Source organism: Pseudomonas sp. UYEF17 (assembly GCF_040546125.1).
GTDB lineage: Bacteria > Pseudomonadota > Gammaproteobacteria > Pseudomonadales > Pseudomonadaceae > Aquipseudomonas > Aquipseudomonas putida_Z.
On record NZ_JBEPNE010000005.1, the window covers coordinates 339,920 to 356,470 of the forward strand.

Consider the following 16,551-nt stretch of genomic DNA (forward strand, 5'->3'; position numbering starts at 1 on the left):
CAAAACGCATGGCCTTGACCGTGCCTTTTGCGCTGGCGTCTGAGAAAATGCCCGCACTATTTTTCCGGATGCCGACATGACTGCCCTGAAGAACGATCGTTTCCTGCGTGCACTGCTCAAGCAACCCGTAGACGTCACCCCGGTGTGGATGATGCGCCAGGCCGGCCGCTACCTGCCGGAGTACCGCGCCAGCCGCGCCAAGGCCGGTGACTTCATGAGCCTGTGCATGAACCCGCAGTTCGCCTGCGAGGTCACCCTGCAGCCGCTGGACCGCTACCCGCTGGATGCGGCGATCCTGTTCTCGGACATCCTCACCATCCCCGATGCCATGGGCCTGGGCCTGTACTTCGAAAGCGGCGAAGGCCCGCGTTTCAAGAAGGTCATCAGCACCCCGGCCGACATCGAAGCGCTGCCGATCCCCGACCCGCAGAAAGACCTTGGCTACGTGATGGATGCGGTCAGCACCATCCGCCGCGAGCTCAACGGCCGCGTGCCGCTGATCGGGTTCTCCGGCAGCCCGTGGACCCTGGCCACCTACATGGTCGAAGGCGGCTCGTCGAAGGACTTCCGCAAGACCAAGGCCATGGCCTACGACAACCCGCAGGCACTGCACCTGCTGCTGGACAAGCTGGCCCAGTCGGTCACCAGCTACCTCAACGGCCAGATCCTCGCTGGTGCCCAGGCCGTGCAGATTTTCGACACCTGGGGCGGCAACCTGTCGGCGGCGGCTTACCAGGAGTTCTCCCTGGCCTACATGCGCAAGATCGTCAGCGGCCTGATTCGCGAGCACGAAGGGCGTAAGGTGCCGGTGATCCTGTTCACCAAGAATGGCGGCCTGTGGCTGGAAAGCATCGCCGAAGCCGGCGCCGACGCGCTGGGCCTGGACTGGACCTGCGAGATCGGCGATGCCCGCCGCCGCGTGGGTGACAAGGTTGCGCTGCAGGGCAACATGGACCCGACCGTGCTGTACGCCAAGCCCGAGGCCATCCGCAAGGAAGTGGCGCGCATCCTGGCCAGCTATGGCCACGGCACAGGCCATGTGTTCAACCTCGGCCACGGCATCACACCGGAAGTCGACCCAGAGCACGCCGGCGTGTTCATCAACGCCGTGCATGAGCTGTCGGCGCAATACCATCAGTGAATTGATCTCTGAACACGAAAGCCCGGCCATGTGCCGGGCTTTTTGTTGCATTAAGTTTTAATTCAGCGATCGTCGTTAATCTGGTCCCATCGAAACCGAAACAGGACCTGTTCCTCATGAAAGCACGTTATCTTGCGTTGATCCTCGCCCCCTTGTTCAGCACTGCTGCCTTGGCTGCCGGTTATACCGGCCCCGGTGCCCAGTCCGTCACCACCGTATCTGCGGCCAACGATGCTGCCGACGACACCCCAGTGGTGCTGCAAGGCTTCGTGACCAAGAAGATCAACAACGACGACAAGTACGAGTTCAAGGACAACACCGGCACCATCACCGTGGAAATCGATGATGAAGACCTGCCGCCGACGCCGTTCAACGACAAGACCAAGGTCAAGCTGACCGGTGAGGTGGAGAAGCACCTGATGAGCCGGGAAGTGGATGTGGATATGGTCGAGATCATCAACTGATCCGAGATTTTGGGGCTGCTTTGCAGCCCATCGCGACACAAGGCCGCTCCTACAGGGAATCGCGTTCCACTGTAGGAGCGGCCTTGTGTCGCGATGGGCCGCAAAGCGGCCCCCGAGGGTCAGCTCGATTTAGGTGGCAGCTTGCTCAGGTGCAGCGCCACCAGCAACGCTACCGCCAGCAGGCTGCCAATGAACAGCCCGATGCCATTCCAGCCCCACTGGTGCCAAAACACCCCGCCCGCCGTACCGGCCACGCTCGACCCGGCGTAATAGCTGAACAGGTACAACGACGACGCCTGCCCCTTGGCCTTCAAAGCCCTGCGGCCGATCCAGCTGCTGGCCACCGAGTGCGCGCCAAAAAAGCCGAAGGTGAACACCAGCATACCGACGATCACCATCGCCAGCGGGCTAGCCAGGGTCATCAGCAAGCCGCCCGCCATCACCACGATACTGGCCCAGAACACCTTGCGCCGGCCCAGTTTGTCAGCCAGTGCGCCGACCTGCGCCGAGCTGTAGATGCCAGACAGGTACACCACTGACAGCAAACCGACCAGCGCCTGGTTCATGTGATAGGGCTCGGCCAGCAGGCGGTAGCCGATGTAGTTGAACAGGGTGACGAAGGCGCCCATCAGCAGGAAGGCTTCGAGGAACAGCCAGGGCAGGCCGGCATCCCTGAAGTGCATGACGAAGCCATCCAGCAGGCTGCGTGGGTTCATCGCCTGCGGGCGGAAATTGCGCGATTCGGGCAGCACCTTCCAGAACACCAGCGCCGCCACCAGGGCCAGGCCGCCGATGGTCAGCATCGCCGTGTGCCAGCTGACGAAGTCGATCAGCACGCCGGTGATCAGGCGCCCGCTCATGCCGCCAATGGCGTTGCCGCCGATGTACAGGCCCATGGCCAGGCCGATGTGCTGCGGGTGGATCTCTTCGCTCAGGTAGGTCATCGCCACCGCCGCCAGGCCGCTCAGCGACAGGCCGACCAGGGCGCGGGTGGCCAGTACCAGCTCCCAGCTCGGCATCACCGCGCTGGCCAGGGTGGAAAGTGCGGCGCAGACCAGGGCAAACACCATCACCGGCTTGCGCCCGATGCGGTCGGAGATAGGGCCGGTGATCAGCAGGCCGAAGGCAAGCATGGCTGTGGAGACCGACAGCACCAGGCTGCTCTGCGCCGCATTGATGGCAAATTCCTTCGACAGCAACGGCATCATCGGCTGCACGCAGTACAGCAGGGCGAAGGTGGCGAAGCCGCCGCTGAATAGCGCCAGCACGGTCTTCATGAAGGCGGGGGTGCCTTTTTCGATCCACATTTCGTTCAGCGGGACAGGTTCTGGCTCGGCGGGAAGGGGAGCTACAGCAGTTTTCACGGGCGGGTACCTCTGGCGCAATGAAAAAAAGCATATAGCTGGCTAATGATTAGATCCAATATATTGTTCGACCTATTTGAGACGTTATACGACCTGTTCGGAGCTGATCATGGAACTGCGCCATTTGCGTTACTTCATCGCCGTGGCCGAAGAGCTGCATTTTGGCCGCGCTGCCCAGCAGCTGGGCATTTCGCAGCCACCCTTGAGTCAGCAGATCCAGGCGCTGGAGCAGGAACTGGGGGCCCGGCTGTTCGAGCGTACCAACCGTCGGGTCGAGCTGAGCGAGGCGGGGCGGTTGTTCCTCGAGGAAGCCCGCCAGGTGCTGGCGCAGGTGGAAAAGGCCGCCGATGTCGCCCGGCGTGCGCAGTTGGGGGAGCTGGGGGAGATGAAGATCGGCTTTACCTCCTCGGCACCGTTCACCTCGAAGATCCCCAAGGCCATCCACGCGTTTCGCCAGCGCTTCCCGGCGGTGCACCTGAACCTCAAGGAAATGAGCAGTCGCGACGTGGCAGAAGGGGTGTTCGACGAGTCCATCGAGGTCGGGCTGATGCGGCCGATGCCGCTGCCGGAAGGGCTGGTGGCCACCGAGTTGTTTCGCGAGCCGCTGGTGGCAGTGATCAATGCCTCGCATCCATTGGCCGAAGGCACGGAGCATGGCGTGCACATGGCCGCGCTGGCCAATGAGCCGTTCGTGTTCTTCCCGCGCAGCTATGGCAGCGGGTTGCACGCACAGTTGCTGAGTCTGGCGCGCCAGGCGGGTTTCAGCCCGCATTTTGCCCAGGAGGCGGGGGAGGCGATGACCATCATCGGGCTGGTATCGGCAGGGCTTGGGGTATCGGTGCTGCCGGCGTCGTTCCAGCGCATGCGCATCGAGGGGGTGGTCTATCGCACGCTGCTGGATGAAGGGGCGATGTCGGCGGTGTGGCTGGTGCAGCGCGAGCATGGTGGGTCGGCGATGGCACGGGCATTTGCCGAGTTGCTCACGGGGCAGGTGGCTGGCGGGGGTAGTGTAGTTGCCTGATCGGGCCCCATCGCCGGCAAGCCAGCTCCCACAGGGGACGCGCTTGGCTTGCCGGCGATAGGGCCAGGGCAGGCAGCACAAGGCTGTTGTTCCGGGCAAATGGCACTGGTCATTGCCGCAGCGGCGCCACATACTCGGGCATTCGTTGATACACGGAGGTCAATCATGCGGCGCGTGGTGTTCAATCAGAAAGGTGGTGTGGGCAAGTCGAGCATCGCTTGCAACCTGGCGGCGGTGAGCGCCAGCGAAGGTTATCGGACCCTGCTGATCGACCTGGATGCCCAGGCCAACTCGACCCAGTACCTGACTGGCCTGACCGGCGACGATATCCCCATGGGCATCGCCGACTTCTTCAAGCAAAGCCTGTCCAGCGGGCCGTTCAGCAAGAAGAACCAGGTCGATATCTACGAAACCCCGTTCGACAACCTGCACGTGGTCACCGCCACGGCCGAGCTGGCCGATCTGCAGCCGAAGCTTGAGGCGAAGCACAAGATCAACAAGCTGCGTAAGTTGCTCGACGAACTGGACGAGGACTACGAGCGCATTTACATCGATACCCCGCCAGCGCTGAACTTCTATGCGGTTTCCGCACTGATCGCCGCCGATCGCGTGCTGATTCCTTTCGACTGCGACAGCTTTTCGCGCCAGGCCCTGTATGGCCTGCTGGCCGAGATCGAAGAACTCAAGGAAGACCACAACGAAGACCTGGTGGTCGAAGGCATCGTGGTCAACCAGTTCCAGTCCCGCGCCAGCCTGCCACAGCAAATGCTCGACGAGCTGCTGGCCGAAGGGCTCCCGGTGCTACCGGTGTACCTGGGCAGCTCGGTGAAGATGCGTGAGTCGCACCATGCCAGCCTTCCGCTGATTCACCTGGAGCCCAGGCACAAGCTGACCCAGCAGTTTGTCGAGTTGCATTCGCTGCTCGAAGAGAACGCTTAGACCCCCTGGCTACGCAACCACTCCAGCAATGACTGGAGTGGAAACGCCCCGGCCTGACGGCTGACTTCACGGCCATTCTTGAACAGCAGCAGGCTGGGGATCGAGCGGATGCCCAGTTGCCCGGCCAGGTTGCGGTTGGCTTCGCTGTCGAGCTTGGCCAGGCGGCAGCGGCCGGCCAGTTGGCGGGCGGCCTGTTCGAAGGTGGGGGCGAAGGATTTGCACGGACCGCACCAATCCGCCCAGATGTCGACCAGCAGTGGCAGGTCGCCTTTGATCTGGCTGGCGTAGCTGGCTTCGGTGAGTTCGAAGGGGGTGCTCAGCAGCACGTCCTGTTTGCAGCGGCCGCATTTCGGCGCGTCGCCCAGGCGCTCGGCGGGCAGGCGGTTGAGTCCGTTGCAGTGGGGGCAGGGGATTACCAGTGGTTCGGACATGTCGTTTCCTTGAGGTTTTTGGGGCTGCTTTGCAGCCCATCGCGACACAAGGCCGCTCCTACAGGAGTCCGCGTACCCTTGTAGGAGCGGCCTTGTGTCGCGATGGGCCGCGCAGCGGCCCCAGGATTCATGATGAGCAGCTGATTTCCAGGTGCTTGCCCCATTCCGGCGGGCGTTCGGCATAGCCCTGCATCCCGGCCTGCTCCTCGAACGGGCGGCTCAGCACCTCATGCAGCTGTCGCACTTCACTGTAATCCCCCGCTTCGGCCGCTTCGATGGCTTTCTGTGCCAGGTAGTTGCGCAGCACGTACAGCGGGTTCACCGCATGCATGCGCTCACGCCGCCCTTCGGCATTATCCGCTTCGCGCTCGCAGCGGGCCAGGTAGTCCGCCCCCCAGGCATCGAAACCGGCCAGGTCGATGAAGTCGTCACGCACCACCTTCAGCGCCTCGGCCACGGGCTGATCGCCCAGCTTGCGGAAGAACAGGTTGTAGTCCACACCACCGCTTTGCATGCGCTGCAGCAGGCGCTCGACCAACGCCATGTCGTCCTCTTCCGCGGTAGCCAGGCCCAGGCGCCGGCGCATCAGGTCCAGGTAGTGTGCCTGGTACAGCGGCAGGAACAGGCCCAACGCCTCCTTGAGCGGTTCGACTTCGATCACCGTGGTCAGCGCCTGGGCCAGCGCACTGAGGTTCCAGTGGGCGATCGGTACCTGGTTGGCGTAGCTGTAGCGGCCACGGTCGTCGGAGTGGTTGCAGATGAAGTTGGCGTCGAAGTCGTCGAGGAAGGCGTACGGGCCGAAGTCGAAGGTGATGCCGAGGATCGACATGTTGTCGGTGTTCATTACCCCGTGGCAGAAACCATAGGCCTGCCAACGGGCGATCAGCTCGGCATTGCGCTCGACGATGGTGCGGAACATGGCCAGGTACGGCTGCTCGGCATCGCGGCATTCGGGGTAGTGCTGCTCCAGCACGTGGTCGATGAGCACGCGCTGCTGTTCTGGCTGCCTGGTGTAGTAGAAGTATTCGAAATGCCCGAAACGCACATGGCTCTGCGCCAGGCGGGTGAGCATGGCCGCGCTTTCGCGGGTTTCGCGCCACACCGGGGTGCTCGAGCCGATCACGCACAGTGCCCGGCTGCTGGGAATGCCCAGGGCGTGCAGGGCCTCGGAGGCGAGGAACTCGCGGATCGAGGAACGCAGCACGGCGCGGCCGTCGCCCATGCGCGAGTAGGGCGTTTGCCCGGCACCCTTGAGGTGCAGGTCCCAGTGCTCGCCCTGGTCATTCAGCACTTCGGCCAGCAGCAGGCCGCGGCCATCACCCAGGCGCGGGTTGTAGGAGCCGAACTGATGGCCGGAATAGACCATCGCCCGCGGGTCGGCCTCTTCCCATAGCTTGTGGCCGCTGAACAGCTCGGCGAAAACCGGCAGCTCTGCCTGGGCCGGGTCGAGGTCGAGCAGCGCCATGGCCGACTCGCTCGCTACCACCAGGCGTGGGTCTGCGATGGGTTCGGGCAGGACCTGGGTGGAGAACGCATCGCCCAGGCGGGCGAAGCGATTGTCGAAGGTGAGTTGGTCGAGGGCTTTCACGGGGCCGGCTCCAGAAATTGATGGACTGGGGCCGCTTTGCGGCCCTTCGCGGGCAAGCCCGCTCCCACAGGTATTGCGCAGTGCCTGAGAGCGGCGCGGCCCTTGTGGGAGCGGGCGCGCCCGCGAACGAGGGCGAAGCCCTCGCAGGGATTCTGCACAGAATAAAGTATTAGAGCCCACTCAGGCCGAAGCAGTGCCATCCGGTTTCGGCTGCTCCACCGGAATCAGCTGCTGTTTGCCGCCCTTCGGATCCATCAGAAACACCTCGACCTGGCGCACCGAGATCTTGATGTTGTGCGCCTTGAACTCGCGGTTGATGTAGCGGTTGATCTCGTCCAGCGTCGGGTTGCGGTCGCCCAGGTCGCGTACATGCATGCGCAGCTCGTGGTCCAGCGAGCTCTCGCCGAAGTTGAGGAAGTACACGATCGGCTCCGGGTCCTTGAGCACGCGTGGGTTTTCGTGGGCACCCTTGAGCAGCAGGTCGCGCACCAGGTCCAGGTCCGAGCCATAGTCGATGCCCAGCTTCAGCGTTACCCGGGTGACCGTGTCGGTCAGCGACCAGTTGATCAGCTGACCGGTGATGAAGGTCTTGTTGGGGACGATGATGTCCTTGCGGTCGAAGTCGGTGATGGTGGTGGCGCGGATGCGGATCTTGCTCACCGTGCCCGACAGGTTGCCGATGGTAATGGTGTCGCCAATCCGCACCGGGCGCTCGAACAGGATCATGATGCCGGAGATGAAGTTGGCGAAGATTTCCTGCATGCCGAAGCCCAGGCCCACCGACAGCGCGGCCACCAGCCATTGCAGCTTGTCCCAGCTGACCCCGAGGGTCGACAGGGTACTGACGATACCGACGCCGACGATGACATAGGACAGCAAGGTAGTAGTGGCATACGCACTGCCCTGGGCCAGGTTGAGCCGCGACAGCACCAGGACTTCGAGCAGGCCGGGCAAGTTCCGTCCTAGCGCGAAGGTGATGCCGATGATGACCAGCGCACCGAGGAAGTCGCCCAGGCTGATCGGCACCATGCTGGCGGTGGCACCGGTGCCGCTGGAGTACTCGTACAGGGTGAAATTGTTGAGGTAGGCGAACACCGAGATCAGGTCCGACCACACCCAGTACAGGCCGGCGATGAAACCGCCGAGCAGGGCCAGGCGGATCAGGCGCAGCGACTGCTGGTTGACCTGTTCGATGTCCAGCGTTGGTTCTTCGGTGATGACTTCGCCATCCAGCCCTTCCTTGGCCGCCGCCCGCTTGCTCAGCGCGCGCTGGTAGGCCAGGCGCCGTGCCGCCACCGACAGACCACGCACGAACGCGGCTTCGATCACCAGCCAGAACAGCAGCAGGTACAGGGTGTAGATCAGCCGGTCGGTAAGTTTCAGTGCGGTGTAGTAGTAGCCGAAGCACACGGCCACGAACAGGGCGATGGGCAGGGCGGTGAAGGCCACGCCCACGGCCTTGCGGAACAGCGAGGTGTCGCGGTGTGCAGGGCTGCTGAGCAGCAGGCGGCTGAGCAGCCAGGCCATCAGTGCGTAGCAGGTCAGTACCACGCCGATACCCAGCACATCATCGGCCAGCGCCGAAGGCTGATGTTCGGCCACTGCCACCACGCCGACCAGTGCCAGTACCACGGTGCCTAGGCGCCGCACCCAGCCGCGCAGGAACTCGACCTGCGGCTTGTGCCAGCGGAAGTGGATTTCCGCCACGCCGCCCGGGGCGAGGATGCGGTAGGCGGTGTAGAACACCAGCCAGGCCTGGGCCAGTTGCCAGAGGGCGGCGCCGAGGTTGGCATTCTGCCCGCGGGCGTCGATCTGCAGGGCGTAGCTGCACAGGGCCAGGCCCAGGCTGACCGGCATCGCCAGCAGGATGTTGATGAGGATCGCCTGGGGCGTGTGCCACTGGCTGTCACGGCGGAAGTGGCCGATGTCCTGGTGCACCTTGCCCAGCCGTTGGTACAGGTACTTGCGCCGCCACAGCAGGGCGCCGATCACCAGCAGCAAGGGCAGGAACAGCAGCGGGCGCTGGCCCAGCCCATCGGCCAGTTCCTTGAGGCCCGAACCCCATGGCAGGCTGGCTACCTGGTCGGCGAAGCGTGCCGGCACCAGGCTCAGCCATTCCCAGTCCAGTGGCTTGTTGCTGGGAATCCAGAACATCTGCTCTTCGAGCGTGGTGCGCAAGCCCTGGGCGGTGCCGAGCAGCTGCTTCTGGTTGAGCTGCAAGGTGATCGATTCGTTGAGCAGTGCCGATAGCTCCCGGCTGAGGCGTTCGAGCAGGTCGACGCGGGTAATCATCACCTCCAGCAGCGCCTTGCGCAGCTGAGGGGTAACCTGCTCCTGCGGCTGGCCGAGCAGCAGGTTGTCGACGTACGCGGCGGGGCTGCTCATCTGCTCGCGTTGCTGGTTCACTTCGAACTGGTAAAGACGGATATCGGCGATCTGGTCAGCCAGGTCGCGGTCGACTTTCAGGTGCGGCAGGGCCTGCTTCTGCTTGTAGAGGATCTTGGACAGCAGCAGGCTGCCCTTGAGCACGCTGATCTGTTCGTCCAGGGCCTGGTCGGCCTGGGTCAGGCTGTCTAGCTGCTGCTTGCTGCGCAGGTTCTGCTGGGTCAGCTCGTTTAGGCGGTCGGTGCTCTTGAGCAGGTAGTCGGACAGTTTCAGGTTGGCAGCGCTTTCGTTGGCCAGCAGGGTGCTGCCGCCGGCTTTCTGCGCTTCGATCGACTGCTGGGTGACCGCCTGCTGCGACTGGGCCAGGCGCTTTTCGTTGATCAGCGATTGCAGGTCCTGGATTTCCTGCTCCATTCGTGTGGCGCGCTCGATCAGCAGGTCGTGACGGGCATTGCCCAGGTCCTGCAGCAGGCCGTTGCCGGCCAGTTCCTGGCGGCGCAACGAGGTCAGGGCATTTAGCGACGCCAGCTCGGCATTGAGCCTGTTGCGTTGGTCGCTGTTGAGCGGCTTGCCGTTCTCCTTGCCGCTCTTGAGGCTGAGGTTGATCTGCTGGGTACGTGTCTGGTTGTTGCTGATTTCTGCCTGAGCCCGCTCTGGGCGGGTCTGCGAGTTGATGATCAGGCTGTTGGCATCCGACAGTGCCTTTTGCAGTTCGCCTTGTTGCGTACTGCGCTCGCTGAGCATCTGCTCCAGCTGTGGCACGTTCAGGGTGGCGTAGCGTTGGGCCACCGGCAGTGGTTTGCTGGCCTTGAGCTTGATCAGCTCGCGCTGGCTGTCGGCGGTTTCCTTGGGCGCGCCAGCCAATTGCTGCTTGAGTGCCTCAAGCTTCTTTTCGCTGTCTTCCTTGCTGAGCAGCAGTGCCAAGGTCTGTTCCAGCACCTGTTGCTGGGCCTTCTGCTCCGGTGTCTGTTGCGCAGCCTTGGGGTCGGCCTCGGCACCCTTGGGCTGGGAGATCTTGTTCAGGCTGCTCTGGATGCTGGTCGTGGTGGGAAGCTCGGCCGCACCAGCGGCGAACGAGAGAGACAGGCACAGCCCGAGCAGGGCTGTGCGGAGGTACACGCGCAGGGACATAGGCAGACTACTTGTGGATCCGGCAGAAACGAAGTTTAGAGGAACAATCCTGGTCCGGGTCGCGTTCCTTCGGGGAATCTGACGCCTACTTTCTGGATCTTGTTCCCGTCCATGGTGGCCACGGTCCAGATGGTGCCATGCCATTCGACCTGGTCACCTACTACTGGAGCGCCTCCGACCTTCTGTCGGATGAACTGGGCCAGCGGCATTTTCGCGTCCAGGCCGTCGAGCTTCAGGCCGTACAACGCTGCCACCGCACCCAGTTCGGCATCGCCTTCGAGCACGAAGTCGCCGAAGAAACGCAGGTCGAGGCCACGTTGTGGTGCCTGGCTGAACAGTTTGCCCAGGGCCGGCAGGTTGTGTTCGTGGCCGATCACGCAGAGCATGTCGCCGACTTCCAATACCGTACTGCCGGACGGGTGCAGCAGCTGCTCGCCCCGGAACAGCGCGGCGATCCGCGTGCCTTCGGGCATTTTCAACTCGCGCAGGGCGGCGCCGATGCACCATTTTTCGGCGCCCAGGCGGTAGACGAACATTTCCCACTCGCTGGTGATGTGCACTTCAAGGGCGGAACGGGAGATTGGCGCTGGGTCTGGCGGTACTGTCACTTTCAACAGCTTGGCCATCCACGGCAGGCTGGTGCCTTGCACCAGCAGCGACACCAGCACGATGAAGAAGGCCAGGTTGAAGAACAGCTGGGCGTCCGGCAGGCCGGCCATCAGCGGGAACACCGCGAGGATGATCGGTACCGCACCGCGCAGGCCGACCCAGGAGATGAAGCCCTTTTCGCGGCCATGGAAAGCCTTGAACGGCAGCAGGGCGGCGACCACCGACAGCGGCCGCGCCACCAGGATCATCCACAGCGCCAGGCCCAGCGCCGGCAGGGCGATGGGTAGCAGGTCGTGGGGCGTGACCAGCAGCCCCAGAACCAGGAACATGCCGATCTGCGCCAGCCAGGCCATGCCGTCGAGCATGTGCAGTATGCCGTGGCGGCTGCGGATCGGCTTGTTGCCCAGCACCAGGCCGCACAGGTACACGGCAAGGAAGCCGCTGCCGTGCAGGGCGTTGGTCAGCGAGAACACCACCAGGCCGCCGGCGATCACCAGGATGGGGTACAGGCCGCCAGCCAGCTTGATGCGGTTGACCAGTTGCAGCATCAGCCAGCCGCCGCCCAGGCCCAGCAGCCCGCCGATGCCGAATTCGCGCAGCAGGTGGGTGAGCAGGCTCCAGTGCAGGCCGGTCTGGCCGCTGGCGATCATGTCGATCAGGGTGACAGTGAGGAACACTGCCATCGGGTCGTTGCTGCCCGACTCGATCTCCAGGGTGGCGGTGACCCGCTCGTTCAGGCCTTTGCCGCCGAGCAGCGAGAACACCGCCGCGGCGTCGGTAGAGCCGACGATGGCGCCGATCAGCAGGCCCTGGATCAGGCTCAGGTCGAACAGCCAGGCGGCGACCAGGCCGGTGAGGGCGGTGGTGATCATCACGCCGATGGTGGCCAGCGACAGCGCCGGCCACAGCGCCACGCGGAAACTCGCCACCCGCGTGCGCAGGCCGCCGTCGAGCAGGATCACGGCCAGCGCCAGGTTGCCCACCAGGTAGGCGGTCGGGTAGTTGTTGAAGATGATGCCGCCACCATCGACCCCGGCGACCATGCCGACGGCGAGGATGATGACCAGGATAGGGATGCCCAGGCGCGACGACAGCGAACTGACCAGGATACTTGCGCCCACCAGTAATGCGCCGATCAGGAACAGGCTGTTGATGGTGCTTGCATCCAAAGGCAGGTACTCCGGGGACCGCAGGGGGGGGGAGGGGACTTGATAGCATGACGCTAGCAGGTCGCGTGCCAAATGATTCTAACCTGATGAATTGGCAGGCTGTAAAGCGTTTCTGCAGATGAAAAAAAGGCACCGCGGTGGGTGCCTTTTCGGGTGTTGCCTGGGTGGGCCCTTTCGCGGGTGAACCCGCTCCCACAGGTACTGCACAGTTTTCAAAACCTGTGTGAGCCCTGTGGGAGCGGCTTTAGCCGCGAAGAGGCCGGTGCAGGTTTACGCCTGCTTGACTTCACGCATCGGCTTGCCCTTCACCGGTGCATCGCCCGCCACGTAGTACTTGGCGGTGCTGCGCGGCAGCGGCTTGCGGCCACGGATCTTGTCCGAGATTTTCTCGGCGATCATGATCGTGGTGGCGTTGAGGTTGCCGGTGATGATCAGCGGCATGATCGACGCATCGACCACGCGCAGGCCCTTCATGCCATGCACGCGGCCTTCGCCGTCGACCACCGCCATGTCGTCGGTGCCCATCTTGCACGAGCAGGACGGGTGGAAGGCGGTTTCGGCGTGTTCGCGGATGAACTTGTCCAGCTCTTCATCGGTCTGCACGTGCGCGCCCGGGCTGATCTCACGGCCACGGTACGGGTCCAGTGCCGGCTGGGCCATGATTTCGCGAGTCAGGCGGATGCCGTCACGGAACTCCTGCCAGTCCTGCTCGGTGGACATGTAGTTGAACAGGATACTCGGGTGTTGGCGCGGGTCCTTCGACTTGGCCTGGATGCGGCCGCGAGCAGGCGAGCGCATGGAACCCATATGCGCCTGGAAGCCGTGTTCCTTCACACCATTGGAGCCGTTGTAGTTAATGGCCACCGGCAGGAAGTGGTATTGAATGTTCGGCCACTTGAATTCAGGGCGGGTACGAATGAAACCACCGGCCTCGAACTGGTTGCTGGCGCCGATGCCGGTGCCGTTGAACATCCACTCGGCACCAATGGCCGGCTGGTTCCACCACAGCAGCGACGGATACAGCGACACCGGCTGGGTGCAGGCGTACTGCAGGTACAGTTCCAGGTGGTCCTGCAGGTTTTCGCCAACGCCCGGCAGGTCGTGCACAACCGGGATGTCGAGGCTTTCCAGCAGGGCGCGCGGGCCGACGCCGGAACGTTGCAGCAGTTGCGGCGAAGCGATGGCGCCGGAGCTGACGATGACTTCCTTGCGGGCGCGGGCTTCAACGCGTTCTTCGCTGTCGCCGACCAGGTAGGTCACGCCGATGGCGCGCTTGCCGTCGAACAGCACGCGGTCAGTCAGGGCGTGGGTGACGATGGTCAGGTTCGGGCGCTTCTTGGCCTGGTCCAGGTAGCCACGGGCGGTGCTGGAACGGCGGCCGTTCTTGGTCACCGAACGGTCCATCGGGCCGAAGCCTTCCTGCTGGTAGCCGTTGAGGTCTTCGGTGCGCGGGTAACCGGCCTGCACGCCGGCCTCGACCATGGCGTGGAACAGCGGGTTATTGCCAGCCTTTGGCGTGGCAACGCTGACCGGGCCTTCGCCACCGTGGTAGTCGTTCGGGCCGATGTCGCGGGTTTCGGCTTTACGGAAGTACGGCAGGCAGTCCAGGTAGGTCCAGTCTTCCAGGCCTGGCAGTTCTGCCCAGCCGTCGAAGTCCATGGCGTTACCGCGGATGTAGCACATGCCGTTGATCAGCGACGAGCCGCCCAGGCCCTTGCCGCGGCCACATTCCATGCGGCGGCCGTCCATGTACGGCTCCGGGTCGGTCTCGTAGGCCCAGTTGTAGCGGCGGCCCTGCAGCGGGAAGGCCAGGGCGGCCGGCATCTGGGTACGGAAGTCGAAGCGGTAGTCGGGGCCACCGGCCTCCAGCAGCAGTACGGTGACGCCGGCGTCTTCGGTCAGGCGGGTCGCCAGGGTGTTACCGGCCGAGCCGGCACCGACGATGATGTAATCGAATTCTTGGGACATGAAAGTACCCTCGTGTTGGCGGTGATCAGGGAGCGGGAACGCCCGTGCGCAGCGGCACGGGCGGGGCTATACAGGGTTTAGAAAACCGAGTTGTAGCCGCCCAGCTCGACCTGGACCGACTTGATGCGAGTGTATTGAGCCAGCGAGCTGACGCCGTTCTCACGGCCTACGCCCGACTGCTTGTAGCCACCGACCGGCATTTCGGCCGGCGATTCGCCCCAGGCGTTGATCCAGCAGATACCGGCTTCCAGCTTGTGGATGATGCGGTGGGCGCGGGTGATGTCGTTGGTGCAGACACCGGCGGCCAGGCCGTACTCGGTGTCGTTGGCACGACGGATGACTTCTTCTTCGGTTTCGTAGGTGAGGATGCTCATCACCGGGCCGAAGATCTCTTCCTTGACGATGGTCATGTCGTCGGTGCAGTCGGTGAAAACGGTCGGGGCCACGAAGGCGCCCTTGGCGAAATCACCGGCGGTCAGACGCTCGCCACCGCACAGCACGCGGGCACCCTCTTCCTTGCCCTTGGCGATGTAGCCAAGCACGCTTTCCATGTGCTGGAAGCTGACCAGCGGGCCGAAGTTGGTGTTTTCGTCTTCCGGGTTGCCAGCGCGGATGCGGGCAACGCGCTCGACGATCTTGGCCTCGAAGGCAGCTTTCATTTCAGCCGGGATGAACACGCGGGTGCCGTTGGTGCACACCTGACCCGAGCTGTAGAAGTTGGCCATCATGGCGATGTCGGCGGCCTTGTCCAGGTCGGCGTCGGCGCAGATGATCAGTGGCGACTTGCCGCCCAGTTCCATGGTGACTTCCTTGAGCGACGAGCTCGAGGCGCTGGCCATGACCTTCTTGCCGGTGGTGGTGCCGCCGGTGAAGGAGACTTTTTCGATGCGTGGGTGCTCGGTCAGCCAGGTGCCGACTTCGCGGCCGCTGCCGGTCAGGACGTTGAACACGCCGTTCGGCAGGCCGGCTTCGGTGTAGATCTCGGCCAGTTTCAGGGTGGTCAGCGAGGTGACTTCCGACGGCTTGAAGATCATCGCGTTGCCGGCGGCCAGGGCCGGGGCGGATTTCCACAGGGCGATCTGGATCGGGTAGTTCCAGGCGCCGATACCGGCGGTCACGCCCAGCGGCTCGCGGCGGGTGTAGACGAAGGACGATTCACGCAGCGGGATCTGCTCGCCTTCGATGGCCGGAACCAGGCCAGCGTAGTACTCCAGCACGTCGGCGCCGGTGACGATGTCGACGTAGCGGGTTTCCGAGTACGACTTGCCGGTGTCCAGGGTTTCCAGCATGGCCAGCTCGTCGTTGCGCTCGCGCAGGATCTCGACGGCGCGGCGCAGGATGCGCGAACGCTGCATGGCGGTCATCGCGGCCCAGACTTTCTGGCCACGCTCGGCGCTTTCGACGGCCTTCTCGACGTCAGCCTCGGTGGCACGTTGCACGTGGGCGAGGACTTCGCCGGTAGCCGGGTTGATGGCTTCGAAGGTGGCATCGCTGCCAGCGTCGACGTAAGCGCCATCAATGTAGAGTTTTTGCGTTCCGAAACGGGCCATAGTGTCCTCGCAAGTGCAGTGTGTGGTTTGGCTTGCGCGTCACGCTCCTGCCGGGTTGGCAAGGGCCGTGCGCGTTGGTTCAGCGGCCTGGTCGTTTGTACCCAGGGTGTGCTGCTTAGCCAGTTGTAGATCCATGTATTCGTAAGCAATCCGTATCGCCTGGTCGGTGTCGAATGCATCACCCGACAGGGCGCCACGCAGCCACAAGCCGTCGATCAAAGCTGCCAGGCCGCGGGCTGCCTTGCGCGCATGGTAGAGCGGCAGGGCGCGGCGGAACTGGCAGCACAGGTTGGAATACAAGCGGTGGTCGTTGATCCGCTGCAACCTGTGCAAATCGGGCTGGTGCATGCTGGAAGCCCAGAAGGCCAACCAGGTTTTCATCGCCGGGCCGTTCACCTGGCTGGCATCGAAGTTACCCTCGATGATCACTTTCAGGTGGGCGCGCGGGCTGTCGTCCGTCAGGGCCTGGCGACGTGCTCTGACACCTTCGTTGAGCATGTTCATGATGTAACCCATCGTCGCTGCGATCAGGCCGTTCTTGTCCCGAAAGTAGTGACTGATGATGCCGTTCGACACACCGGCCAAACGGGCAATCAGCGCAATGCTGGCGTCGCCCAGTCCGACCTGATCGACCGCCTGCAACGTGGCTTCGATCAACTGCTGGCGGCGGATGGGTTGCATACCGACCTTGGGCATCTTGCTATCTCCTCAGGCCTGCGAGCAGACGACGGGCGGCTGACTCGGCGAAGGCCAGTCTATTTTGTTTTGATTGAACGTTCAATCAATAAAGA

At 63.6% G+C, this 16,551-nt stretch carries 12 protein-coding genes; 4 read left to right on the plus strand and 8 right to left on the minus strand.

Annotated elements, in window-relative coordinates:
- The first annotated feature begins 76 nt into the window (after nt 1-76).
- Nucleotides 77-1,141 carry a uroporphyrinogen decarboxylase gene (gene hemE / locus ABIB24_RS11315; protein ID WP_025340953.1) on the plus strand — a complete coding sequence of 355 codons (1,065 nt, stop codon included), beginning with the start codon at nt 77-79 and terminating at the stop codon, nt 1,139-1,141.
- Between the two features lie 116 nt (nt 1,142-1,257).
- Complete coding sequence (locus tag ABIB24_RS11320; RefSeq protein WP_137162576.1) at nt 1,258-1,605, plus strand: NirD/YgiW/YdeI family stress tolerance protein; 348 nt, start codon at nt 1,258-1,260, stop codon at nt 1,603-1,605.
- Between the two features lie 119 nt (nt 1,606-1,724).
- Here the strand turns inward: ABIB24_RS11320 and ABIB24_RS11325 are convergent, their stop codons facing one another.
- Nucleotides 1,725-2,912 (minus strand): MFS transporter, encoded by a 1,188-nt coding sequence (locus tag ABIB24_RS11325; RefSeq protein WP_249352863.1) that lies wholly within the window; start codon nt 2,910-2,912, stop codon nt 1,725-1,727.
- A gap of 166 nt (nt 2,913-3,078) precedes the next feature.
- On the opposite strand from ABIB24_RS11325, the gene ABIB24_RS11330 reads away from it, so the two are divergent.
- Together ABIB24_RS11330 and ABIB24_RS11335 are read left to right on the plus strand one after the other, a co-directional pair.
- A complete protein-coding gene (locus tag ABIB24_RS11330; RefSeq protein WP_085587746.1) occupies nt 3,079-3,990 on the plus strand; it encodes a LysR family transcriptional regulator in 912 nt (303 codons plus the stop codon).
- Between the two features lie 165 nt (nt 3,991-4,155).
- Nucleotides 4,156-4,929: a ParA family protein gene (locus ABIB24_RS11335; RefSeq protein WP_025340949.1), complete on the plus strand. Its 774-nt coding sequence runs from the start codon at nt 4,156-4,158 to the stop codon at nt 4,927-4,929.
- Here ABIB24_RS11335 and trxC read toward each other — a convergent pair.
- The 7 genes from trxC to betI all read right to left on the minus strand — a co-directional run bounded on the left by trxC (nt 4,926) and on the right by betI (nt 16,456).
- Nucleotides 4,926-5,360, minus strand: coding sequence for a thioredoxin TrxC (gene trxC / locus ABIB24_RS11340; protein WP_013974593.1), 435 nt, complete (start codon nt 5,358-5,360; stop codon nt 4,926-4,928). The two genes, ABIB24_RS11335 and trxC, sit on opposite strands and share 4 nt — an antisense overlap.
- Nucleotides 5,361-5,487: 127 nt before the next feature.
- Nucleotides 5,488-6,948, minus strand: a complete 1,461-nt coding sequence (selO, locus tag ABIB24_RS11345; RefSeq protein ID WP_137162574.1) for a protein adenylyltransferase SelO — start codon at nt 6,946-6,948, stop codon at nt 5,488-5,490.
- Between the two features lie 180 nt (nt 6,949-7,128).
- Entirely contained in the window at nt 7,129-10,464 is a 3,336-nt protein-coding gene (mscK, locus tag ABIB24_RS11350; RefSeq protein ID WP_025340946.1) for a mechanosensitive channel MscK, read from the minus strand.
- Between the two features lie 35 nt (nt 10,465-10,499).
- Entirely contained in the window at nt 10,500-12,242 is a 1,743-nt protein-coding gene (locus tag ABIB24_RS11355) for a potassium/proton antiporter (RefSeq protein WP_025340945.1), read from the minus strand.
- 270 nt (nt 12,243-12,512) lie between these two features.
- Nucleotides 12,513-14,210: a choline dehydrogenase gene (gene betA, locus ABIB24_RS11360; RefSeq protein ID WP_085614616.1), complete on the minus strand. Its 1,698-nt coding sequence runs from the start codon at nt 14,208-14,210 to the stop codon at nt 12,513-12,515.
- A gap of 77 nt (nt 14,211-14,287) precedes the next feature.
- Nucleotides 14,288-15,760, minus strand: coding sequence for a betaine-aldehyde dehydrogenase (gene betB / locus ABIB24_RS11365; protein WP_025340943.1), 1,473 nt, complete (start codon nt 15,758-15,760; stop codon nt 14,288-14,290).
- Between the two features lie 39 nt (nt 15,761-15,799).
- Complete coding sequence (betI, locus tag ABIB24_RS11370) at nt 15,800-16,456, minus strand: transcriptional regulator BetI (RefSeq protein WP_025340942.1); 657 nt, start codon at nt 16,454-16,456, stop codon at nt 15,800-15,802.
- Nucleotides 16,457-16,551: the final 95 nt, after the last annotated feature.

Excerpts from the sequence above, each read along its gene's own strand:
- hemE (WP_025340953.1), top strand. The coding sequence starts at position 77 with ATGACTGCCCTGAAGAACGATCGTTTCCTGCGTGCACTGCTCAAGCAA.
- ABIB24_RS11320 (WP_137162576.1), top strand. The coding sequence starts at position 1,258 with ATGAAAGCACGTTATCTTGCGTTGATCCTCGCCCCCTTGTTCAGCACT.
- ABIB24_RS11325 (WP_249352863.1), bottom strand. The coding sequence starts at position 2,912 with ATGTGGATCGAAAAAGGCACCCCCGCCTTCATGAAGACCGTGCTGGCG.
- ABIB24_RS11330 (WP_085587746.1), top strand. The coding sequence starts at position 3,079 with ATGGAACTGCGCCATTTGCGTTACTTCATCGCCGTGGCCGAAGAGCTG.
- ABIB24_RS11335 (WP_025340949.1), top strand. The coding sequence starts at position 4,156 with ATGCGGCGCGTGGTGTTCAATCAGAAAGGTGGTGTGGGCAAGTCGAGC.
- trxC (WP_013974593.1), bottom strand. The coding sequence starts at position 5,360 with ATGTCCGAACCACTGGTAATCCCCTGCCCCCACTGCAACGGACTCAAC.
- mscK (WP_025340946.1), bottom strand. The coding sequence starts at position 10,464 with ATGTCCCTGCGCGTGTACCTCCGCACAGCCCTGCTCGGGCTGTGCCTG.
- betA (WP_085614616.1), bottom strand. The coding sequence starts at position 14,210 with ATGTCCCAAGAATTCGATTACATCATCGTCGGTGCCGGCTCGGCCGGT.
- betB (WP_025340943.1), bottom strand. The coding sequence starts at position 15,760 with ATGGCCCGTTTCGGAACGCAAAAACTCTACATTGATGGCGCTTACGTC.
- betI (WP_025340942.1), bottom strand. The coding sequence starts at position 16,456 with ATGCCCAAGGTCGGTATGCAACCCATCCGCCGCCAGCAGTTGATCGAA.